This is a genomic window from Salipiger sp. ABN3_019 (genome assembly GCF_056158605.1).
In genome coordinates this window covers 474,994-497,759 of sequence record NZ_JBSWTP010000010.1, presented here as the reverse complement: position 1 = coordinate 497,759, position 22,766 = coordinate 474,994, and the positions used below count along the sequence as shown (strand labels likewise).

18 protein-coding genes and 1 pseudogene are annotated in these 22,766 nt (G+C 66.6%); 8 read left to right on the top strand and 11 right to left on the bottom strand.

Features of this window, described 5'->3' with window-relative positions; genetic code table 11:
• The first annotated feature begins 28 nt into the window (after positions 1-28).
• Together ACXAD2_RS24320 and ACXAD2_RS24315 are read left to right on the top strand one after the other, a co-directional pair.
• Complete coding sequence (locus tag ACXAD2_RS24320; protein ID WP_475176249.1) at positions 29-1,084, top strand: Ldh family oxidoreductase; 1,056 nt, start codon at positions 29-31, stop codon at positions 1,082-1,084.
• The gene (locus ACXAD2_RS24315; protein WP_475176247.1) at positions 1,084-1,824 is read left to right on the top strand and encodes an SDR family oxidoreductase; all 741 of its coding nucleotides are present in this window, start codon (positions 1,084-1,086) and stop codon (positions 1,822-1,824) included. Before ACXAD2_RS24320 ends, ACXAD2_RS24315 begins: the two co-directional genes overlap by 1 nt.
• 39 nt (positions 1,825-1,863) lie before the next feature.
• Here the strand turns inward: ACXAD2_RS24315 and ACXAD2_RS24310 are convergent, their stop codons facing one another.
• The 7 genes from ACXAD2_RS24310 to dgcN all read right to left on the bottom strand — a co-directional run bounded on the left by ACXAD2_RS24310 (position 1,864) and on the right by dgcN (position 10,257).
• Positions 1,864-2,898, bottom strand: coding sequence for a hypothetical protein (locus ACXAD2_RS24310; protein WP_475176245.1), 1,035 nt, complete (start codon positions 2,896-2,898; stop codon positions 1,864-1,866).
• 70 nt (positions 2,899-2,968) lie between these two features.
• Complete coding sequence (locus ACXAD2_RS24305) at positions 2,969-3,964, bottom strand: HupE/UreJ family protein (protein WP_475176242.1); 996 nt, start codon at positions 3,962-3,964, stop codon at positions 2,969-2,971.
• The gene (locus tag ACXAD2_RS24300; RefSeq protein ID WP_475176240.1) at positions 3,961-4,794 is read right to left on the bottom strand and encodes a peptidyl-prolyl cis-trans isomerase; all 834 of its coding nucleotides are present in this window, start codon (positions 4,792-4,794) and stop codon (positions 3,961-3,963) included. Before ACXAD2_RS24300 ends, ACXAD2_RS24305 begins: the two co-directional genes overlap by 4 nt.
• 80 nt (positions 4,795-4,874) lie before the next feature.
• Positions 4,875-6,854 (bottom strand): DUF3604 domain-containing protein, encoded by a 1,980-nt coding sequence (locus tag ACXAD2_RS24295; protein WP_475176238.1) that lies wholly within the window; start codon positions 6,852-6,854, stop codon positions 4,875-4,877.
• Between the two features lie 352 nt (positions 6,855-7,206).
• A complete protein-coding gene (locus tag ACXAD2_RS24290; RefSeq protein ID WP_475176235.1) occupies positions 7,207-8,067 on the bottom strand; it encodes a D-amino-acid transaminase in 861 nt (286 codons plus the stop codon).
• Positions 8,068-8,200: 133 nt separating this feature from the next.
• Positions 8,201-9,166, bottom strand: a complete 966-nt coding sequence (dgcA, locus tag ACXAD2_RS24285) for an N-acetyl-D-Glu racemase DgcA (RefSeq protein WP_475176233.1) — start codon at positions 9,164-9,166, stop codon at positions 8,201-8,203.
• Between the two features lie 89 nt (positions 9,167-9,255).
• Positions 9,256-10,257, bottom strand: coding sequence for an N-acetyltransferase DgcN (gene dgcN, locus ACXAD2_RS24280; protein ID WP_066109302.1), 1,002 nt, complete (start codon positions 10,255-10,257; stop codon positions 9,256-9,258).
• A gap of 328 nt (positions 10,258-10,585) precedes the next feature.
• On the opposite strand from dgcN, the gene ACXAD2_RS24275 reads away from it, so the two are divergent.
• From ACXAD2_RS24275 to ilvD, 4 genes are all read left to right on the top strand, one after another.
• The gene (locus tag ACXAD2_RS24275; RefSeq protein WP_475176231.1) at positions 10,586-11,545 is read left to right on the top strand and encodes an L-malyl-CoA/beta-methylmalyl-CoA lyase; all 960 of its coding nucleotides are present in this window, start codon (positions 10,586-10,588) and stop codon (positions 11,543-11,545) included.
• A gap of 209 nt (positions 11,546-11,754) precedes the next feature.
• Positions 11,755-12,231 carry a DUF6636 domain-containing protein gene (locus tag ACXAD2_RS24270; protein ID WP_475176228.1) on the top strand — a complete coding sequence of 159 codons (477 nt, stop codon included), beginning with the start codon at positions 11,755-11,757 and terminating at the stop codon, positions 12,229-12,231.
• Between the two features lie 162 nt (positions 12,232-12,393).
• Positions 12,394-13,791 (top strand): 30S ribosomal protein S6--L-glutamate ligase, encoded by a 1,398-nt coding sequence (gene rimK / locus ACXAD2_RS24265; RefSeq protein ID WP_475176226.1) that lies wholly within the window; start codon positions 12,394-12,396, stop codon positions 13,789-13,791.
• Between the two features lie 375 nt (positions 13,792-14,166).
• Positions 14,167-15,996: a dihydroxy-acid dehydratase gene (gene ilvD, locus ACXAD2_RS24260; RefSeq protein WP_475176223.1), complete on the top strand. Its 1,830-nt coding sequence runs from the start codon at positions 14,167-14,169 to the stop codon at positions 15,994-15,996.
• Between the two features lie 145 nt (positions 15,997-16,141).
• Here the strand turns inward: ilvD and ACXAD2_RS24255 are convergent, their stop codons facing one another.
• Both ACXAD2_RS24255 and ACXAD2_RS24250 read right to left on the bottom strand, forming a co-directional pair.
• Complete coding sequence (locus ACXAD2_RS24255; RefSeq protein WP_475176222.1) at positions 16,142-17,914, bottom strand: GMC family oxidoreductase; 1,773 nt, start codon at positions 17,912-17,914, stop codon at positions 16,142-16,144.
• Between the two features lie 49 nt (positions 17,915-17,963).
• Positions 17,964-18,416, bottom strand: a complete 453-nt coding sequence (locus tag ACXAD2_RS24250; RefSeq protein ID WP_475176220.1) for an Lrp/AsnC family transcriptional regulator — start codon at positions 18,414-18,416, stop codon at positions 17,964-17,966.
• Positions 18,417-18,488: 72 nt separating this feature from the next.
• Here ACXAD2_RS24250 and ACXAD2_RS24245 point away from each other — a divergent pair, with 72 nt between their 5' ends.
• On the top strand, positions 18,489-19,097 hold the full coding sequence (locus ACXAD2_RS24245; protein WP_475176217.1) for a LysE family translocator: 609 nt from the start codon (positions 18,489-18,491) through the stop codon (positions 19,095-19,097).
• Positions 19,098-19,221: 124 nt separating this feature from the next.
• Positions 19,222-20,185, top strand: a pseudogene (locus tag ACXAD2_RS24240) (acetyl-CoA carboxylase carboxyltransferase subunit alpha).
• Between the two features lie 891 nt (positions 20,186-21,076).
• Here the strand turns inward: ACXAD2_RS24240 and ACXAD2_RS24235 are convergent.
• Together ACXAD2_RS24235 and ACXAD2_RS24230 are read right to left on the bottom strand one after the other, a co-directional pair.
• Positions 21,077-21,979: a DUF1206 domain-containing protein gene (locus ACXAD2_RS24235; RefSeq protein WP_475176213.1), complete on the bottom strand. Its 903-nt coding sequence runs from the start codon at positions 21,977-21,979 to the stop codon at positions 21,077-21,079.
• 106 nt (positions 21,980-22,085) lie between these two features.
• On the bottom strand, positions 22,086-22,739 hold the full coding sequence (locus tag ACXAD2_RS24230; protein WP_475176208.1) for a GntR family transcriptional regulator: 654 nt from the start codon (positions 22,737-22,739) through the stop codon (positions 22,086-22,088).
• Positions 22,740-22,766 lie beyond the last annotated feature (27 nt).

Genomic DNA, 22,766 nt, shown 5'->3' with positions numbered 1-22,766 from the left:
GCCGCAACCGACTTTTGGAAGGACCACCATGCCCCTGATCCCCCACGACCGTCTTCAGGCTTTTGCGACCGATATTATGGCTGCGGCAGGGATGGAGGCCGACAAGGCTCAGACCACTGCGAGCGTGTTGCTCGAAGGCGATATGATCGGCCATGACACCCATGGTGTCTCGCTGATCCCAATGTATCTCAAGGCGCTATCTTCGGGCGAGATGTCCGGAAGCGGCGCCCCGGAGGTTGTGTCGGACCGCGGCGCCTGTTTCGTATGGGACGGACGTCTGCTGCCCGGCGCATGGCTGGTGACCCGGGCGCTGGAGCGGGCCTGCGACCGGGTCACCACGCATGGAGTTGTCACCGCGGCGATCCGCTCCTCGCATCACACCTGCGCGCTCGCGGCCTTCATGCGCCCGGTCACCGAGCGCGGCTTCATCGCCCGGCTCAGCTGTTCCAATCCGGCCGCCAACCGCATGGCGCCCTATGGCGGCACCCGCCCGTTGCTGACCCCCAACCCGATCGCCTATGGTTTTCCCACGCGCGGTACGCCGATCGTGGTGGATGTCTCCTGCTCGATTACCACCACCACGATGACGCAGACCTTGGCGCGCAGCGGCGGCCGCTTCCCCGAGCCTTGGGCGCAGACCGCCGACGGCACGCCGACCGACGATCCGCGCGAGGTGACAGAGCACGGCGGCTCGCTGCTGCCGCTGGGCGGCGCCCTCAAGGGGCACAAGGGCTATGGGCTCGCGCTGTCGGAGGAGTTGCTGACCCAAGGCCTCTCGGGCAAGGGCCGCGCCAACACCGACGCGCCGGGACCGCTGGCGCAAAGCGTCTTCCTGCAGGTGATGGACCCCGAGGCTTTCGCCGGGCTCGACCCGTTTCTCGACCAATCCGACCATCTCGCCGAGGCCTGCCGCAGCAATCCGCCCGCAGCGGGCGCGACGGGCGCGGTGCGCGTCCCCGGCAATTCCGCCGCCGCCAAACGCGCGCGGGCGCTGGCCGAGGGCGTGCCGGTCGCGGCTTCGGTGCTGGAGGCCCTGAACGAGGCCGCCATGCGCCTTGACGCGGGCGCGCTGGAGGTCGCGTGATGGCGCAAGGCACGATCATCATCACCGGCGCGTCCTCGGGCATCGGTCGCCAGACCGCGCAGCACTTTCTCGCGCAGGGCTGGCGCGTGGGCCTCATCGGTCGCCGCGAAAGCCTGCTGACCGAGATGGCGCAGGATGCCCCCGACGCGCTGCCCCTGCCCTGCGACGTCACCGACGAGGGCTCGGTCGAGGCCGCCTTCGACCGGGCATTGGCGCATTGGGGCCGGATCGACGTGCTGTTCAACAACGCCGGTCAGGGTCTCAAATCGGTGCCGGTGGATGAGGTCTCGCTCGAAGACTGGCGCCGGGTCACCGATGTGAACATCACCGGCATGTTCCTCTGCGCCCGCGCCGCCTTTGCCCGGATGCGCGCGCAGGATCCGCAAGGCGGGCGGATCATCAACAACGGCTCGGTCTCGGCGCATGTCCCGCGCCCCGGCTCGATCGCCTATACCGCCTCGAAACATGCGGTCACCGGGATGACCCGCGCGCTTTCGCTAGATGGCCGCCGCTACGGCATCGCCTGCGGTCAGATCGACATCGGCAATGCGCTGACCGAGATGTCCGCCGGGCAGCAGAAGGGCGTTCCGCAGGCGGATGGCGCCATCGCGGTGGAGCCGATGTTCGACGCGGGCGAGGTCGCGCGCGCCGTGCACCATATGGCCAGCCTGCCACCCGAGGCGAACATCCAGTTCGTCACGCTGATGGCGACGGCGATGCCCTATATCGGGCGCGGCTAGGCGCTGCGGGCTGCGCCCGACCCTGAGAAGTCGCTCACCCTACATCGCCTGTTTGGCCTGCCCGACGTAGATCGCCACGGGCAGCAGCGTCTCCGAAGAGGTGAACCGCTGCGCCTGCATCATCGCCTCCAGCGTCGCCGCCTGCGACCAGTCCCGGCGGCTGATGAACTGCCGCGCCACCAACGCCGCCCCGTCGGGACGGGTCTGCACAAACCCGTGCAATGCCGCCGAAATCCGGTCCTGCAGCGCGGCAGAGCCAACCCCGTGCTGGATCGCCAGCGCCTCCACCACCAGTTCGAGCTTGGCCAGCGGCTGCGCGGGATCGGCAAGGAATTTCTCCTCGAGCAGCGCCACCCCCTCGGCCCCGTCGGTCTCGATCAGCGCCGTGGCAAAGGCGCCCAAGGTCGGGCTCTGGCCGCCGAGGGCCACGCCCTCAAGCGTGGAATGGATCACACGGCGCGCGGCCTCCGAGCCTTCCAGCCCCAGCAGCAGCGCGCGGATCGGTTGATAGGGCGCGTTGACCGGCGTGTAGAAATTCTCCATCAGCGCCGCCACCCCCAGACGCAGCTTGATCCGGCGCAGCTCCGCATAGGGCGCCTTGTCGATCTCGCGCAGCGCAAGATTGCGCAGCTCGCGGTCGCGATGGTCCTGCAGCCCCGCAAAGAGCGCGAAGCGCCGCGCGTCAAAGCCGCTCGTCCACTCCGGCCCCTCTTTTAGGATGCGGCGCATCACCGGACGGAAATCCGCATCCACATAGGCCACCTGCACCCAGCGCGCGCCGTCGCGGGCAAAAAGCACGCTGTTCTCGGGGGCCGCGGCGAGGCGGCGGCGGCTCACACTGTCGACAAAGGCGTCCAGATCGCTCGGCACCTCGCCGCGCAGCACCTCGACCGGCGCAAAGGCAAAGGGGTTTTCGGGATCGGGCCGCGCCAGCACCAGCGCGCTGCCCTCCACCAGCCAATCGGCGGCAGTCCGCTCCGGCAGCACGTTGTGAAAGGCGCAGGGCAAGGCCGGCGTCGCCGCCAGCGAGACGGCGGTCAGCAGGGCAAGGGCGGTCATCCGGGCGCAGGCCATGGCGGCTCCTTTCACAGGTCGGTTCCATCCGGCCACAGCGCCGGCGCAATGGCCGGGGCGCCGCGGCGTCTCAAAAGGCCGCCACCCGCTCGATCACCCAAAAGGCGGCAAGACTGCCGATGCCGTAGCCCGCAGTGCGGACAAGCCGCGCCTGCCCGCGCTCCAGCAGCGGAAACAGGCGGTGCACCAGCAGGCCAAGGATCAGCACACCGCAGATAAACAGGATCTGCCCGGCCTCGACCCCGACGTTGAACGACAGCAGCGCCAGCGGGATGTCATCCTGCGGCAGGCCGATCTCGCGCAGCGCCCCGGCGAAGCCGAGCCCGTGGATCAGGCCGAAGGCAAAGGAAATCACCCATGGAAACCGCTGCGCCAGCTGGTCGCGGGCCTCGGGCGGCAAGGTCAGCTCATAGCCCAGAAAGACGATCGACAGGGCGATCACCGCCTCTACGGGCGGTGGCGGCAGGGTCAGCCAGCCCAGCGTGGCGGCGGCCAGCGTGATGCTATGCGCGGCGGTAAAAGCGGTGATCGCCCACAGCAGCCGCCCGCGCCCACGGATCAGCAAAAGCAGCGCGAAGACGAACAGCAGATGGTCCACACCTTCGAGGATATGCGTCACCCCAAGCCCGACGTAGCTGGTGAACACCCCCAAACTGTCCAGCTCCGCAGGCACGGTGAAAGCGGGTGCGCCATTGGTCAGCCGCTGGGTCTGCATCTTCCCCGGTGCAAGCTCGTAGCGCACCAGCGTCTCGGTGCGGGTGCGCTCCAGCCCATCGATGGCGATTGTGCCCCCGGCAAGCCCCTGCGGGCAGGTGGCGATCCAGCCGCTCACCCAGCCGCGCCCGTCAAAGCTTGGCGGCGGCGGCTCCGAGGCGGTGCAGCCCTCGGGCAACACCGGGCGGATCGCCATGGGTTTGCCGCTGACGTCGGGCATCCGCCAGCTGACCCGCCACTGCCCCTCCCGCAGCGCTGTCAGTTCCAGATAGCCCGGATCAAGCGCATGCGCCGCTCCGCGTCCCGGCAGCACGCTCAGACACAAAAGCAGCACGCAAAGCAGCCGGATCATTGCGCCAAAACCTCTTCGCTGGAGGGCAGCGTGATCTCATAGCGCTCCATCAGCGCTTCCGAGAAGGCCGCGCCCATCTCCTTGGCCTTGGCCGCCCGCCATTCGGCCTCGACCCGGTCGCGGATCGCCGCCAGCGGCGGCAGCTCCGGCGCGGCGCTGTCGGTGATACGGATGAGATGTAGCCCATAGGCGCTCTGCACCGGCCCCTGCCATTGCCCCTTTGGCAGTTCCGCCAGCGCGCTGTGAAAGCCGCTGCCGAAGCTGCGGTCGATGGCGGGCGCGCTGGTCAGCGGCAGCGCCGGAGGCAGCATGGCGCCGCGGCCGATCTGCATCGGATCCGCGCCCTCCTGTAGCTTCACGCGCAGCGCCTCTATCGCGCCGGGGTCCTGCTGCCCGTCCAGCAGCACCTGCTCGAAGGCATAGCGCGCGGGCAGCGCAAAGCGCGCGCGGTGGCTCTCGACAAACGCCGCCAGCGCCGCCTCGTCCGGCACCAGCACCGCCGCCCCCGACTTGCCGATGAATTCCATTTTCTGCGCCAGCCGCTGACGGATCGCCGCATCGCCGCTGTCGAGCCCAAGGCGCAGCGCCTCGCGCACCATCGCCTCCTCGCGGGCCCAGTTGCTGAGCAGACCGTCCATCTCGGCCGGGGTGGGCTGGCGGTTCCAGACCGCGGCAAAGCGCTCGCGCATGTTCTGCGCCTCCGCGACGCTGAGGGTGATCGCGTCCGGCGGCGGCGCTTCGGGCGTGTCATCGAGCAGCGCGTAGGCGCCAAAGATCACCCCCGCGATGACGAAGAAATGCAAAAGCGGGGATCTCAGAATGCGTCGCATGGCCAAAAATCTTCAAGTCAGTCACAAAATGGACGGCCCAAAGCATGGGCCCTCCGCATCCTAGCACAGCGCGCCGCGCCTTACTCCGCCGGAGTGTACCAGATCGGCGAGGTATAGGCGCGCTGCTGGTTGGTCATCGGCACGTCCTCGGGCAGTTCGAGATCGAATTTCACCGCGTCATAGGCCGTCCAGCGCGGCGTCGGGATCTCGATCACCCGCGCGTAGTAAAAGGCCTTGAGCGCGGGATCGAAGTCGGGATCGGTCCAGACCGTGCCCAGTTCCGCCGCGCCTATGGTGTTGGTCCAACTGGGGATCGACAGATCGACGGTGCTGCCCACCGGCGGCACGGTGCCATCCTCGGCGGGCGTGCGATCGTCCGACCACGCCACGTCATAGACCTTCTCTTGCGGGGTGCCCTCGGCGTCGATCCAGCCCTTCACCACCTGCACACGGTCGAGGTTCGCCCCCGCGGAATCGCGCAGCGCATAGACCAAGAAGCTCGGCGCTTCGGCCCCTTCGGGCGCGGGCGGCATGTCCGATCCCATGGGCACGCCCTTGGTGTAGCCCACCAGCGCCAGATCCCGGCGCAGCGCGTCGTCTTCCGCGTAGTCCCAGCCGCCGAAGAAGCGCACGCGGATGCGGGTGCCGGTGGTGGCATAGACCTCGCGCCGCTGCATCGCGTCGAACAGCGCTCCACGGGTGTTCTCCTGCGCCCAGACCGCGGTGAGGCCAGAGGTGATATATTCATAGCTGTAGAGGGTCAGCCCTAGATCCTCGTTGGCCAGCGCCACATGCAGCTCGTCCTCCTCGATGATCCGATGCGCCGAAGGCTCGTAAGTGGCGTATTTGCCGAAGAAGTTGTCGTTGTCCGGGCTCGGCACCGCGACGTGGTTGTCACCGGCCCCCACCATGCCAAACTTGAACGGGTTGGTGCCCAGATCCTCCTCCAGCATCATCCCGCGCAGCAGGCCGGACCGGGCGTATTCGCCGGGCAGCATCTCTTCGGTCTTGGCGGCGGTGGCGTCGAGGTTGCCGTAATCCCACGTCTCGAAATCGGCAAAAGCGTCATCGGGGGACAGGAAGGGATGCGCCTCGCCGTCGCCCTTCATCTGCGTCGCCTCATAGAGCCGCTCCCATTTCTGGCGCTGCTCGGCATAGTCGGGATCGTAAGGCGCGCCGCCGTCGAAATCATCCTGCATGGCGAACATCATGCCGTTCGACAGGTTGCCATTGTGCGGGATGGCCAGCACGTCGCCGCCGGTGGTGTCCTCGTAGTTCTGCATCCATTTCCACAGATCGCGCGGGTTGTTCGAGCCCATGGGCGGCTGCGTGGTATAGGCGATCACCTGTTTCGCCCGCTCGCCCCCGTCCCGCAGGATCACGTTGCGGTGCAGGTTGTTGCCCTTCTCCAGCGAGGTCCATTCAAAGGCGATGAACGTGGTGAACGTGCCGGGATCGTTGAACTCTTCGGCGGCGTCGACAATGTCGTACCAGACCGCGTCAAAGGCCGGCAGGCCGGGCTGGTAGTTCAGCGCTTCGGGCAACTCTCCTTGGCCGAACTGTTCGATCAGCCGCCACATGGCACCCGCGGCCACCTGCCCGCCCGCATTGAAATCCTCGTGGTATTTCTTGCCGTCCGGATCGGCGAGGATCTCGGGCGTGCCCATCATGATGTCTTGGATCACGCCCATCGCGTCCGAATGGTCGGTGATCATGAAAAAGTCGTAGGGCACGCGCACCTTGTTGGGCTGGCCGGTGCTGGTGGTCACCTGATCGCCGCGCGCGTAGCGATAGGCATCGCGCGGCCCCAGCGTGGTGCCCGCGCCGCCCGCATCGGGCGAGAGCGCGGTGTGCACATGGGTGTCGCCAAAGAACACATCGGTCGGAAAGGCGCGGTTGGCATAGGGCGAGTAGGGCCGCCCCTTCATCACGTCGATCGGCCCGGAGAGGCCCGCGGTATAGGCCCCGCCCTCCTGCGAGGTCTCCTGCGCAAAAAGCGCGCTTGGGGTGAGGAAAAGTGCGATCGCGGTCAGCGCCGCACCGAAAGCCTTTGGTTGCATCCTGGGTTGCATCTTGGGTCGCATGAGGTGCTCCTGCGTAAATGCCGCAGCCATCGCGCCGGACCTGTCCGGCACTCGCGCCGCCACGACGTAAAAATCCCTGTGGGGCATGATCGGAGCCCTGCGACTCCCCGCCCAAATCGCCTGTAATACCGGCACGATAGGCGCGAGCCTTACGTGACGCCAGAGAACTTTCGCGCCATGGTTGAATTGAGCATTGAGCCGCGCCGCTGCTCTGTCGCGCCGCCCAAACGCCGCGCCACCCACATGCAAAAACGGCCGCGATGCGCTGCATCACGGCCGTTCCCATCAGCGCACAGACATGCGCGCCTGAAGGTCTGTCAGTCTGCGGTCAGACCGCCACCTTCATGCTTTCTTCGAGGTAGATCTCGCGCAGGCGCGTCGCCACCGGGCCGGGCGTGCCCGCACCGACCGCAGCACCGTCGACCTCGACCACCGGCATCACGAAGCTGGAGGCGGAGGTCACAAAGGCCTCATCCGCGTCTTTCGCCTCGTCGATGGTGAAGCTGCGCTCTTCCACGACCATCTGCGCTTCCTTGGCGAACCGCAGCACCGCGGCGCGGGTGATGCCATGCAGGATGTCGGTCGACAGCTCGCGGGTGATGATCTTGCCGCCCTTGACGATATAGGCGTTGTTCGACGAGCCCTCGGTCACCTTGCCGTCCTCGACGAACCACGCATCGTCGCAGCCGGCTTTCTTGGCGGCCATCTTGGCCATCGACGGGTACAGCAGCTGCACCGTCTTGATGTCGCGGCGGCCCCAGCGGATGTCCTCCAGCGAGATCACCTTGATGCCCTTCTTGGCCGCCGGGTTGTCGGCGAGGCCGGGCTTGTTCTGCGTGAACAGCACCAGCGTCGGCTCGGTGGTCTCGGGGTCGGGGAAGGCGAAATCACGATCGCCAGCCGAGCCGCGGGTGACCTGCAGATAAACGAGCCCATCGGTGATCTCGTTGAGCTTGACCAGCTCGCGGTGGATCGCCAGCAGCTCTTCCTCGGTGCAGGGCGCCTTCATGTCCAGCTCTTTCAGCGAGCGGGCGAGCCGCTTGGCGTGGCCGTCGAAACCGATCAGCTTGCCGCCAAGAACCGAGGTCACCTCATAGACCCCATCGGCCATCAGAAAGGCCCGGTCGAAGATCGACACTTTGGCCTCGGTCTCGGGCAGGTACTCGCCATTGACGTAAACGGTGCGCATTGCAGCTTTCTCCATAATTCTCTGTCGCTCAGTTCCGCCAAAGCGGACCCGGGGTCAAGCCCGCTCGCCGCTGCCCACACAGCAGCTTCGGCATAGGGCGGGCCGCCCCATCGAAATCATCCGGCGCCGGGGCTCAGCCCCAGAGCGCCGCCTCGGGCGCATGCACACCCGCGTCGTCGTAAAGCAGGGCCGCCTCGCGGTCCTCGCCCAGCAGCAGCGGCGCGTCGAGATCGACATATTGCGCGCCCTGCGCCACGATCACCGCCGGAGCCATGGCCAGCGAACTGCCCACCATGCAGCCGACGAAGATGCCGTAGCCCTCAGCCTTGGCCGCGTCGAGCAGCGCCAGCGCCTCGGTCAGACCGCCGGTCTTGTCGAGCTTGATGTTGACGATGTCGTATTTGCCCTTGAGGCTCGGCAGCGAGGCGCGGTCGTGGCAGCTCTCGTCGGCGCAGATCGGCACCGGGCGCTCCATGCCCAGCAGCGCGTCATCCTCGCCCGCCGGCAGCGGCTGCTCGACCATGGCCACGCCGAGGCGCTGCAGATGCGGCGCCAACTCGGCATAGACCTCGGGCGTCCAGCCTTCATTGGCATCGACGATAATGGTGCTCTCCGGCGCCCCGGCGCGCACGGCTTCGAGCCGCGGCAGATCCTCGGGCGTGCCCAGCTTCACCTTCAGCAGCGGGCGGAAGGCGTTCTTGGCGGCCTGCGCCTGCATCTCTTCGGGGGCGGCGAGCGAGAGCGTATAGGCGGTCACCTCGGGCTGCGGCGCGGGCAGACCCAGCAGATCCCACACCCGCTTGCCTGCGGTCTTGGCCTCCAGATCCCACAGCGCGCAATCCACCGCGTTGCGCGCGGCGCCTGCGGGCAGCAGGTCCTGCAGCGCCTCGCGGGTTACATCCTGCGGCAGCGATTGGATCTGCGCCTCGACGCTGTCCAGCGTTTCGTCATAGCGCGCATAGGGCACGCATTCGCCCCAGCCGGTGATGCCGCCGCGAGTGATCTTCACGGTGATCACCTTGGATTCGGTGCGGCTGCCGCGCGAGATGGTGAAGACCTGCGCCAGCTTGAAGGTGTCGCGGGTGACCTCGATGCTCAAACCCTGCCCCTTTCATTGTTCCTTAAATACGCAAACCCCGGCGCCGGAAGCGCCGCCGCCGGGGTGATGTGGTCACTGTGCCAGATGGCTCAGAGCGCCGCCACCGCATCCGCGAGGCGCTCGGCGCCGTGGCGGTAGGGGTCGACGCAGGGCAGACCAAGGCTTTCCTCGACCTCGGCGCAATAGGCTTTGGCCTCTTCCTCGCCCATGTGCTGGGTGTTGATCGACACGCCGATCACCTTGCAGTCGGGGTTGGCGACCTTGGCCAGTTCCAGCGCCACGTCGCGCACCGCTTCCAGCGTCGGCAGCTTGTAGCCCGGCAGACCGCGCATATGGGTGCGGGTCGGCTCGTGGCAGAGCACCAGCGCGTCCGGCTGACCCCCATGCACCAGCGCCATGGTCACGCCCGAGTAGGAGACGTGGAACAGCGAGCCCTGACCCTCGATGATGTCCCAGTGATCGGGCTCATTGTCGGGGGTGAGATATTCGATCGAGCCGGCCATGAAGTCGGCGATCACCGCGTCGAGCGGCACACCGTCGCCGGTGATCAGGATGCCGGTCTGGCCGGTGGCGCGGAAGGTGGACTTCATGCCCTTTTCGCGCATTGCCGCGTCCAGAGCCAGCGCGGTATACATCTTGCCGACCGAGCAGTCGGTGCCCACGGCCAGCAGGCGCTTGCCGGTGCGCTTCTCGCCGTTGGCGATCGGATATTGCACCGAAGGAATGCGCACGTCGTGCAGCGTCTGGCCAGTGGCCTTGGCGACGGCTTTGAGGTCTTCTTCGTTGCGCAGCAGGTTGTGCAGGCCCGAGGCAAGGTCAAAGCCTTCCTCAAGTGCTTCCACCAGAACCTTTTTCCAGGTCTGCGAGATCACGCCGCCACGGTTGGCGACGCCGATCACCAGCGTCTTGGCACCGGCGGCCTTGGCTTCGGCAAGGGTCATGTCCTTGAGGCCCAGATCGGCCTTGCAGCCTTCAAGGCGGAACTGACCCACGCAGTTCTCGGGGCGCCAGTCCTTGATGCCCTGTGCCACCTTGGCGGCCAGACCGTCGGGGGCGTCACCGAGGAAGAGGAGATACGGCGTCTCGATCATGGTATTTTATTCCCTGTGTTTGTGTCTGCTATCGTGTCGGCGGCTGCGCGTGTGGTGTTTGGGAGGCGCACAGGCCCGCGACCGGTTTCGACGCTGAGTTTGCCCTGCATCCCACGCAAATCCGTCTCGATTTGCACGTTCGCGCGCGCAGCAACGCCAAATTTCCACGCATTTCGGCACCAACGCCGAAGAATCGTGCACGGTATCGCGGCAGGAGGCGGCAGAGTTTGCGCCGCAACGCGGCAAATTTCGCTTGCGCAGCATCACGCAATTTAATAACCCATGTGCCAGCCTGAACGTAACTTCATTACCCACCCGAGGTGATCAAATGAGCTTTCGCATCCAGCCCGCCGCGCCCGCCCGCCCGAACCGCTGCCAGCTTTTCGGCCCCGGCTCGCGTCCGGCGATCTTCGAGAAGATGGCCGCCAGCGCCGCGGACGTGATCAACCTCGACCTCGAGGACTCGGTCGGCCCCGACGACAAGGATAGTGCGCGCGCCAATATCATCGAGGCCATCGGCGATATCGACTGGGGCAAGAAGACGCTTTCGGTGCGGATCAACGGGCTCGACACGCCCTATTGGTATCGCGACGTGGTCGATCTGCTGGAGCAAGCCAGCGACCGGCTCGACCAGATCATGATCCCCAAAGTGGGCTGCGCCGGGGATCTCTATGCCGTGGATGCGCTGGTCACCGCCGTCGAACGCGCCAAGGGCCGGAGCAAGCCGATCGCCTTTGAGGTGATCATCGAGAGCGCCGCGGGCATCGCCCATGTGGAAGAGGTCGCTGCCGCCTCGCCCCGGCTCGAGGCGATGAGCCTAGGCGCCGCCGATTTCGCCGCCTCCATGGGCATGGCGACCACCGGCATCGGCGGCACGCAGGAAAACTACTACATGCTGCACGAGGGTGCCAAACACTGGTCCGACCCGTGGCACTGGGCGCAGGCGGCCATCGTCGCCGCCTGCCGCACCCATGGCGTGCTGCCCGTCGACGGCCCCTTCGGCGATTTCTCGGATGACGAGGGCTACCGTGCGCAGGCGCTGCGCTCGGCGACGCTGGGCATGGTCGGCAAATGGGCCATCCACCCCAAGCAGGTGGCGCTGGCCAATGAGGTCTTTACCCCCTCCGAGGGCGCGGTGACCGAGGCGCGCGAGATCCTCGCCGCCATGGAAGAGGCCAAGGCCAAGGGCGAGGGTGCCACGGTCTACAAGGGCCGTCTGGTGGATATCGCCTCGATCAAACAGGCCGAGGTGATCGTGCGCCAGTCCGAAATGATCGCCAGCGCCTGAGCCGCAAAACCGCTGTCCCCGCGGGGACAGCGGTCGCGATCCGGCATTGCACCGCTCTGACAAAAGGCCGTCCCCGCGGGGACGGCCTCTTTATTGCGGCCCCCTCCCTGCCCTTAGCGGCCTTGACCCGAGCGCCGCCCGCCGCCTAGCCTGCCCTCATATCAAAGACGTCATTTCACCCATCCCATTTCCCTGCACGGAGCCGTGCCATGAGCCTCGCGCACCGCCGCCTTCGCTTTCGCCTGCCTGCCGCCCAGCCGTTCCCTAATGGTCTGTTAATATTTGTCCTGACCCTCTTTGCCCTACTCCCGGCCCCCGCCCGCGCCGATGTCTTTCCCTTCAACACGCCGTCCGGCAATATTTCTTGCTCGGTCGGCATTGGGGTCGACAACACGGATATCATGTGCTCGATCAGCGAAACGCAGGGCACGCCGCCGCTGCCCCGCCCTGCATCCTGCGCCGGGGCCTGGGGGCACCACTACGAAATGTTCGACCGTGGCCCGGTCACGGCCAAATGCGGCGCCGGCAGGCCGAAGAAGGCAAACCCGGAGCGCAGCGCCATGCCCTACGGCACCAGAGATGATTTCGGCGGGATCACCTGTAGTTCTAGCAAGCAGGGGCTGGAGTGCCGAAACATGGACGGGCACGGTTTTTTCCTGTCGCGCCGCGTGCTCAAGGTCTGGTAGCCGGGCCGCGAAGACTGGACAGGCCCGGCCCGCACCCCAGCTTCAGCCCCACGAGGAGACGGAAAATGCGCGGGACGCACGGGCCGTGTTGCGCCTGTTACCGTGCGCAGCTAGAGCGCGCCGGACGAGTTCCGCAATTCATGCGCGCCAAGGAGGTTGTTGATGACGCAGTTCACGCTCGGATGGGAAGAATGGCTGGCCTTGCCCGGCCTCGGCCTGCCCGCGATCCGCGCCAAGGTTGATACCGGCGCGCGGACCTCGGCCCTGCACGCCTTCGCCATCGAACCCTTCGGCTCGGCTGACAAGCCGATGGTCCGCTTCGCCATTCACCCCGACCCCGCCGATCCTGATCTCGAGATCATCTGCTCGGCGCCGCTCAAGGACCGGCGCGAGGTGACCTCGTCGAACGGCGAGACCGAGCTGCGCTTCGTGATCGAGGCAGAGGTGGTGATGGGCAAGCGCCGCTGGCCGATCGAGATCACCCTCACCGACCGCGGCAGCATGGCCTATCGCATGCTGCTGGGCCGCAGCGCGCTGCTCGACGACATGATCGTTTCGCCGACCCAGCGCATGCAGCAGCCCGAACTGTCGTTCGACGTTTACCGCGCCCTGCCCCGCCGCCACCGCGCGCAGCGGGCGTTGCGCCTCGCGGTGCTGACCCGTGAGCCCAACAACTACTCCACTCAGCGCCTGATCGAAGCCGCCGAAACCCGTGGCCACACGATGGAGGTGATCGACACCTCGCGGTGCTATATGAACATCCGCGCCGTTGGCGGCGAAGTGCATTACGACGGCCGCCGCCTGCCCCATTACGACGCGGTGATCCCGCGCATCGGAGCCTCGATCACCAGCTACGGCACCGCCGTGGTGCGCCAGTTCGAGAGCATGGGCACCTATTGCCTCTCGGGCTCGGAAGGCATCAGCGTCTCGCGCGACAAGCTGCACGCGCATCAGGTGCTGGCGCGTCACCGCATCGGCATGCCGACCACCGCCTTTGCCCGCAGCCCCAAGGATTTGGGCAATCTGGTGGAACTGGTGGGCGGTGCGCCGCTGGTGCTGAAGCTGCTGGAAAGCAGTCAGGGCAAGGGCGTGGTGCTGGCCGAAACTCCCAAGGCCGCCGAAAGCGTGATCAGCGCCTTTCAGGGGCTGAAGGCGGATTTTCTCGTGCAGAGCTTCGTCAAGGAAGCCGCCGGTGAGGACATTCGCTGCCTCGTGGTCGGCGGCAAGGTGGTGGCCACCATGCGCCGCCGCGGCAAGCCCGACGACTTCCGCTCGAACCTGCATCAGGGCGGCACCGCCGAGAAGGTGCGGATCTCGCGCGAGGAACGCGAGGTGGCGATCAAGGCGGCCCGAGCGATGAAGCTCGACGTGGCGGGGGTGGACCTGCTGCGCGGTGCCGACGGTCCCAAGGTGCTGGAGGTGAACAGCTCGCCGGGCCTCGAGGGCATCGAGAAGACCTCGGGCAAGGACATCGCCGGGCTGATCATGGAGCACATCGAGACCAAAGTGGCCCCGAAGCCGCCGCGCTCGAAAAGCCGCACGAAGCGCAGCGCGGGATAACCCGCCGCAACGCAAGCCGGACGCGCGCCTGCCCGTGGGGTCGCGCCGCGACACCTGCGGTCTGCCCTTTATCCTGGCCAAGTCCGGACGAGTGTCGAGCGTCGTGCTCCCCCACCAAAGCGCCAGCCCGCCCGTACGGGCAGGCGCACGCCCGGCGGCCTTTGGCCTTGATTCCGGGCGGGGCTGGTGGACGGGCACCGATGGCGCACGAAAAATTGCGCCCTTACAGAGGCTCACGGGAACTTTAGAACGCGGAAGCCCCTGCAAGGCGCAACCTTCTTGCGCCGCGCCGCGCTGCGGCATCGCCTTGCCCTTGCCGCTGCCCCCTATGGGCGTTAAACACCCCCGGTAATCCAAACTCCGAGGGGATGCCCCATGCCTGCCTATCGCTCCCGCACCACCACCCACGGCCGCAACATGGCCGGCGCCCGCGGCCTGTGGCGCGCCACTGGCATGACGGACGGCGACTGGAACAAGCCGATCATTGCGATCGTGAACTCCTTCACCCAATTCGTACCCGGCCACGTGCACCTCAAGGATCTGGGCCAGATGGTCGCCCGCGAGGTCGAAAAGGCCGGCGGCGTCGCCAAGGAGTTCAACACCATCGCGGTGGATGACGGCATCGCCATGGGCCACGACGGCATGCTTTACTCGCTGCCCTCGCGCGAGATCATCGCCAACTCGGTGGAATATATGGTCAACGCGCATTGCGCCGACGCCATGGTCTGCATCTCCAACTGCGACAAGATCACCCCCGGCATGCTGATGGCCGCCATGCGCCTCAACATCCCCGTGGTCTTTGTTTCGGGTGGCCCGATGGAAGCGGGCAAGGTCAACTGGGAAGGCACCGAGAAGGCGCTGGATCTGGTCGACGCCATGGTCGCCGCCGCCGATGACAAATACACCGACGCGCAGGTTCAGGCGATCGAGGAAGCCGCCTGCCCGACCTGCGGGTCGTGCTCGGGGATGTTCACCGCCAACTCGATGAACTGCCTGACCGAAGCGCTTGGCCTGTCGCTGCCCGGCAACGGCTCGACGCTGGCCACCCACTCGGACCGCCAGCGGCTGTTCGTCGAGGCCGGTCACCTGATCGTCGACCTCGCCAAGCGCTACTACGAGCAGAACGACGCCACCGTGCTGCCGCGCTCGATCGCCACGGTGAAGGCCTTCGAGAACGCCATGACGCTGGACATCGCCATGGGCGGCTCGACCAACACCGTGCTGCACCTGCTGGCCGCCGCGAACGAAGGCGAAGTGCCCTTCGAGATGTCCGATATCGACCGGCTGTCGCGCAATGTGCCGGTGCTGTGCAAGGTCGCGCCCGCCAAGGACGACGTGCACATGGAAGACGTGCACCGCGCGGGCGGCATCATGTCGATCCTCGGCCAGCTCGATCGTGCCGGTCTGCTCGACACTTCGGTGCACACGGTGCACGCCGAGACCATGGCCCATGCGCTCGACCGCTGGGACGTGACGCGCACCAATTCGGAATCGGTGCATGACTTCTTCCGCGCCGCGCCGGGCGGCGTGCGCTCGACCACCGCCTTCTCGCAGTCCATGCGCTATGACACGCTCGATCTCGACCGTCAGGCCGGGGTGATCCGCGACGCCGAGCACGCCTTTTCCAAGGATGGCGGGCTTGCGGTGCTCTACGGCAACCTCGCCGAGGATGGCTGTATCGTGAAGACCGCGGGCGTGGACGAGTTGATCCTGACCTTCCACGGCCCGGCGCGCATCTTTGAATCGCAGGACACCGCGGTGAGCGCGATCCTCACCGGCAAGGTGCACAAGGGCGATGTGGTGCTGATCCGCTACGAAGGCCCGCGCGGCGGTCCGGGCATGCAGGAAATGCTCTACCCGACCTCCTACCTCAAATCGAAGGGCCTTGGGAAAGACTGCGCGCTGGTCACCGACGGGCGCTTCTCGGGGGGCTCCTCGGGCCTGTCGATCGGCCACGTCTCGCCGGAAGCGGCAGAGGGCGGCACCATCGGCCTCGTGGAAGAGGGCGACATGATCGAGATCGACATCCCGAACCGCAAGATCAACCTCGCCGTCGACGACGCAGTGATCGCCGAGCGCCGCGCCGCGCGTGAGGAAAAGGGCTGGCAGCCGGACGAGCAGCGCAAGCGCAAAGTCTCCAAGGCACTGAAGGCCTATGCCGCGCTGACCACCTCGGCCGCAAAGGGCGCCGTGCGGCAGATCTAAGCCGCCACGGGCAGGTAGAACGAAATTGGCCGTCCCCACGGGGACGGCTTTTTCTTTTTGGGGGCGCTGCCCCCGGGCCCCGCCTGCGCGCGGCCTCCCCCGGGATATTTTTGTCTAAGCGAAGACGCGGGACGCGGCGCCTCCACTAGCTGGCGCGGGTTTCGCGTGCCTCTGCAGGAGCGTCAGTTACGGCGGCTTCGGCGGGCGCGGCAGCATCTGGCTCGGCCTCTGCGTCAGGGTCCGGCTGCGTGTCCGTTTCTTCGTGGGCCGCATCGCGCCCGGCGGCATCGGCGAGGATAAGCTCGGCGGCGCGCAGCGCGGCGGCCATCACCGGCGCCAGCGTGCCGCCTGCCGGCATCTCTGGGAAGATCGAGGCGTCGCAGACCCGCAGCCGTTCGATCCCGCGCACCCGCAGCCGCGCATCGAGCGGCATGGTCTCTTCGGCGCCCATGGCGCAGCTGCCCACCGCGTGGCAGGCCGAGCGGCTGTAGCGGCGGTAGAGGTCGAGAATGTCATCGTCGGTCTTGGCCCATGCCGAGATCACCGTCTCGCCCTCGATGAACTCCGACAGCGCCGGACGCCGCGCCAGTTTGCGCAGCAGCCGCACCGCCTCGACCGCGCGCAGACGGTCGCGCTCGTTCGACAGGTAATTGGCTTCGATCTGCGGCGGCAGGTCCGGATCGGGCCCGGAGGCAAAGACATAGCCGGTGCTGTCGGGCCGCAGCGTGTGACAGGTGAGCCGCATGCCCGGCTCGGCCTCGCAGCCGCTGACCCCCTGCGCCGGATCAAAGGAATGCGCGGCGGCGGAGATCATCGTGTCGGGCAGCTCGGCGTCCTTCAGCGCCGCGACAAAGCCGACCAGTTCCGCGCCGCCCCGGCTCAGCACGCCTTCGCTCGAAAACAAAAAGCGCAGCACGTTCAGCCACAGCCGCATGCCGGTGAGCGCCCGGTTGTCGCTGTCGCGCCAGTGCCGCAGCCGCCAGTTGGTGGCCAGCGTCAGCTGATCGCGCAGCCCCCAGCCGATGTTGGGGCTGTGGTGTTTCGCCTCGATCCCGGCGCGGCGCAGCGCCATGCCGTCGCCGATGCCGGACAGCATCAGCAGCTTGGGGGTGACGATGGCCCCGGCGCAGAGGATCACCTCGCCGCGCGCGTCGAACAGCAGTTGCGCGGTGCCGCGGCGCCCCTCGACGCCGCGCGCGCGGCCCTCGTCCAGCAGCACCCGGTCGACGCGCACGCCGGTTTCGATGCGCAGGTTCGGACGGTCGCGCGCGCGGCGCACAAAGGCCGTCCACGCCGTGGTGCGCCGCCCCTTCTCGTCGATCGTCCAGGCCGCCGGGCCGAGCCCCTCGGGGTCTTCCTCGTTGGGATCGTAGCGCTGGCGCCAGCCGCTTTCGGCCCCGGCCTGCATCACCGCCTGCATCAGCGGCGACAGCGGCTGGCCGAGCTTGATCTCCAGCGGGCCGCCGCGACCGCGGGTGTCGCTGGCGCCAAAGGCGTGATGCTCGATCTGGCGCAGGCAGCGCGACATCTCGGCCCAGCCCCAATCCTCGCTGCCCATGGCGCGCGCCATGCGGGTCCAATCCGCCTCGCCGCCGCGCAGCCAGAGCGCATTGCCCACCGCGCTGGTGCCGCCGGGCATCCGCCCGCGCAGCCAGCGCTCTGCCGGGCCGCGCGGACCGGGCTCGACGTGATAGCTGTAGCGGCGCGTCGGCTCCTCGAGCAGCCGCTGCTGCGCCCGTGGCACCTGACTGAGCCAGTGACCGCCGGTGCCCTTGCCCTCCTCGAGCAGCAGCACCCGGTTGTCGGGGTCCGCCGAGAGCCGTTCGGCCAGCACACAGCCCGCCGATCCTGCCCCCACGATGATGTAATCGAACTCCCCCGCCTGCGCGTCGGTCATATTCCCGTCAAATTCTTCCATCTTCGCCGCCACCCCCGCAGAGATCGCCACCTGCCCGAATCGGACCCGCTCAGGCTCTTTCGTCCTTGGGCGAACCCATGACCACATAAGAGGTTATGGCGCTTACCTGCGGTAACATGCCAAGAACCTCCGTGTGGAACTCCTTGTAGGCAGCAAGATCGGCCACCTCGATCCTGAGAAGATATTCGAGGTTCCCGGTAATATTGTGGCACTCCTTGACGCCGGGAGAGCGGGTGATGACACGCTCGAACGCCTGCTGCGCCTCTTTGGTGTGGCGGCTGAGGCCGACGGTGACATAGGCGACGAAACCGATGCCGGTCTTCTCGGGGCTGAGCACCGCGCGGTAGCCGCGGATGACGCCGGATTTCTCCAGCGTGGCAACGCGGCGCAGACAGGCCGAGGGCGACAGGCCCACGCTTTCGGCAAGCGCGAGGTTGCTGATCCGGCCATCGGCCTTCAATACGCGCAATATCCTGCGGTCAATATCATCCAAATCGCTCATAAGTTTCATTAGAGCAGGCAATCCGCTGCAGATTGCAACCTTTCTCCGCGCCGACCGCGCAACTCTTGCGTCATGATACAGGACCTCATGCTCGCGCTTGCGACCTTCGCCCTCGTCACGGTGATCTCGCCGGGGCCGAACAACCTCATGCTGCTGACCTCGGGGGCCAACTTCGGCCTCGCGCGGAGCCTGCCGCATATGCTGGGCGTGGCCTTGGGCTTTCCGGTGATGGTGCTGCTGGTCGGGCTGGGCGTGATGCGGCTTTTCGAGGCCTATCCGCTGGTACGCGGCGCGCTGACGGTGCTGTCGGTGCTCTATATGGGCTGGCTGGCGTGGAAGATCGCCCATGCCTCGGCGCCCGGTGCGGCCGGTGACGCCGCGGGCCCGAACGGCGCGCGACCGCTGAGCTTTTTGCAGGCCGCTGCCTTTCAATGGGTGAACCCCAAGGCGTGGTCGATGGCATTGGGGGCGATCACGCTCTACGCCGCCGGGGGCGATCTTGCCGCCGTGCTGCTGGTCGCGGGCACCTATGTGGCGATGGGCGCGATCTCGACCACGACGTGGACGGTGCTGGGCGGCGGGCTGCGGCGGGTGCTGACGAATCCGGCGCGGCTGCGGCTCTTCAACTGGAGCATGGCGGCGCTGCTGATCGCCTCGATGCTGCCGGTGCTGCTGGCCTGAAAGGGGCCTGATAGGAGCCCGCACCGCCTTTGCAATCCCCGCCGAACCGTCCCGTTCAGCTTGCTTTGTTGCATCCGGGCCGCTTCGAGGCCATATAGGCCGCGACCAACAAGAGTGCCCGAGCATGACGCATTATCTCGACTTTGAAAAACCCCTCGCCGAGATCGAAGGCAAGGCGGAAGAACTGCGCGCCATGGCGCGGAAGAACGAAGAGATGCATGTGGAGGACGAGGCCGCGGCCCTTGACCGCAAGGCCGACGACCTGCTCAAGGATCTGTACAAGAAGCTGACGCCCTGGCGGAAATGTCAGGTGGCGCGGCATCCGGACCGTCCCCACTGCAAGGATTACATCGAAGCCCTGTTCACCGAGTTCACCCCGCTGGCCGGGGATCGCGGCTTTGCCGACGACCACGCGGTGATGGGTGGCCTGGCGCGGTTCAACGACCGTCCGGTGATGGTGATCGGCCACGAAAAGGGCAATGACACCCAGTCGCGCATCGAGCGCAACTTCGGCATGGCCCGCCCCGAGGGCTATCGCAAGGCGATCCGCCTGATGGAAATGGCCGACAAGTTCGGCCTGCCGGTGATCACGCTGGTGGACACCCCCGGTGCCTACCCCGGCAAGGGCGCAGAAGAGCGCGGCCAGTCCGAGGCGATCGCCCGCTCGACCGAGAAATGCCTGCAGATCGGCGTGCCGCTGGTGACGGTGATCATCGGCGAGGGCGGAATCCGGCGGGGCCGTGGCCTTCGCCACCGCCAACCGCGTGGCGATGCTGGAACATTCGGTTTATTCGGTGATCTCGCCCGAGGGCTGCGCCTCGATCCTGTGGAAGGATGCCGAGAAGATGCGCGAGGCCGCCGAGGCGCTGCGCCTGACCGCGCAGGACCTGCTGAAGCTGGGCGTGGCCGACAAGGTGATCCCCGAGCCGCTGGGCGGCGCGCATCGCGCAGCGGAAACCGCGATCGAGGCGGTGGGCAAGAACATCGCGGCGATGCTCGAGGAAATGGACGGGATGAAACCGGCCGAGCTGATCAAGGCGCGCCGCGAGAAGTTCCTCTCGATGGGGGCCAAAGGCCTCGCCGCCTGAGCCTTTCGCCCGGCCCCAAGCCGAGCGCTGATATCCAAAGCCCCGGAGCGCGGTTAATGCCGCATTCCGGGGCTTTCTTCATGTTCTACCATAAGATGAAGAGATTGCCGCAATAGCTTGGGATCAAAAATTTATTCGCCTTTATGTCGGGCGATTTTCCCTGCGAGGCGAAAGGTAATTTTGATCGGCGCGGCCGCCTAATTTGGGGCAGATTTTAATGTCGCCCAGATTCACCCTGAGGCGGCGGGACTGAACAGAAGCCCACTCACCCAGTGAATCCCCTAATTAAGACAATATCAAGGAATTCCTCCGTGGAATAGGCATCGCATCCCCCGCCGGGTCAAAAAATTCCCGCTGCGGAACCGCTTCGAGTTTGGCGGAGCGCCGATCCTGCCGTGACGACGATCGGAGGCCATTCAGGATCGGCCTCGACGCGTTGACGGGTACTGTGCCGCGCTTTTGCTGGTTTCGACGCAGTTTCAGCGATCTAGCAAAGGTCGCTTTCTCTGCGCGCGAAGATCGAGGGCGCGAGCATCACACGCCAAAAGGCGAAAATAGGGCTTCGCGTCGCAGGGGATCGCGGCAGCTCAATGTGCTGAAATATATTTATCTTTTACCGGACACCAAAGTATCCGAGCCTTGATGTCGTCACCTTTGATGATCCTCGGCAATTTATTGCCTCATCCCTCCACATGACAGACATGACCTTACAGTTATGCCCTTATTAAGAATTTGCGGCGGTCATAGACGCCAAATTCTACACCTCACAAAGAAAAGACGCGCTCACCTCATTTCGAAGCGAGCGCGCCTATCTTGTTCGTTTGCCTCGATTTTCCGAACTTCTAATGCAGCGCGTGAGCCGTGGCGGCACCGCCGGTCAGCGCCCTGCCCTTAGGATGTCGCATTCTCGGCTTTGGCGCGCAGGCTTGCGCCAAGAGACTCGATCCCGCGGTCTGCGGCCTTGGGAATGATCCGGTACGCCGCGTTCACGAAGCAAAACAGCGCGAACCCCAGCAGGCCAAGGCACAGCAGCCCCACCAGCACGCGGCCATAGACCTGCCCCTGCAGCCAGTCGAAGGCCGAGCCAAGCCCGCCCGCCTCGGAAGCGTTGGCCTGCAGCGCGGCGTAGCAGATCAGCATGCCGATGATGCCGATCACCACGCCCTGCGCGGCGAGGCCCGCTTTCAGCGCGCCGTTCCAATGGGTGGTAAAATGGTTGGCCTTGAGGTGGTTACGGTATTTCTCTTTGACCGCCTTCATAAGATAAAAGCCGCCTGCCGCGACGGTGAGCACACCCGCGATGCCGACGGCGATCTGTCCGGCGGGGTTCTGCAGCACGCTATCGAGCATTTGCTTACCGCTGCTGCCGCCGCTGCGACCGATGAGCAGCGTCGCCGCCAGAACACCAATGCCGAGGTGCGCGCCGCCGGTCACCAGCATCCCTGCCCGCGCGATCAGCCCCTTGCCGCCGCGGCCATAGGCTTCGAGGTCCCAGATACAGTCCACAAGGCGCCAGACCGCATAGGCGAGCATCCCCAGTGCGATCAGCACGATCACCGCCGTGCCCCAACCGCCCTGCAGGCTCTGCATCGCCTCGGAGGTGCCCTCGGCCTGCCCGCCGTGCAGGATCGACCAGAGCGAGACGCCCGCGACCACGAGATAGACCAGCCCCCGGCCCGAATAGCCGGCCCGCATGATCGGGATCGCCCAAGCGAAATCTTCGGGGTTCACATCCTCAAGCCGCTTGGCGCGGCGCGAGTCCGGCTTGATGGAGAGGGATTCAGCGAGGGACATGGCAGGGCTCCGGTCTGGCAAAAGGGCTTTAGGACTTGCCCAATCAATGCCGCGGGGGCCCGGCGGGTTCCCTGCAGGTTTCCTGCCGATTTCCAGCCCGGTGCGCTCAGGTGGCCAGCATCCGCAGGCCCTGCGTCACATCCGAGCGCACCGCGAGCCGCAGCCCGGGCTCGTCGCCCGCCTTCAGCGCAGCGATGATCAGCCGGTGGTAATGCGGCGCCTCGGTGCGGCGCAGACGCCCGTAAAGCTTGCGCATGGTCGGCCCCAGTTGCAGCCAGACGGTCTCGGTCATCGCCAGCATCGCGGGGGCCTGCGCCCGCAGATAAAGCGTGCGGTGGAACTCGAGATTGGTGCGGATGTAGCCCACCGCGTCGCGCGCCTGAATCATCTCGGCGATGGTGCCGTTGATTGCCTGCAGACGGTCGATCAGTGCCATATGCGCCCGCGGCAGCGCGCGCGAGGCCAGTTCGACCTCGATCAGCGCCCGCAGCGCGGCCAACTCCTCGATCCGCTCGTTCGACAGTTCCGGCGTCGACACCCGCCCCGAGGAGGACATCGACAGCGCGCCCTCGGCCACCAGCCGGTTGATCGCCTCGCGCGCGGGGGTCATTGAGACATCGAACTCGCGCCCGATGCCGCGCAGGGTGAGCAACTCGCCGGGCGGGATCTGGCCCAGCATGATGCGCTGGCGCAGGCCGCGATAGACGCGTTCATGCGCGGACAGGACGACTTCGGACGGGCGGGGCTGAGGCTGGATCATGATCCGGGCAATCTCCGATGCGGCGCG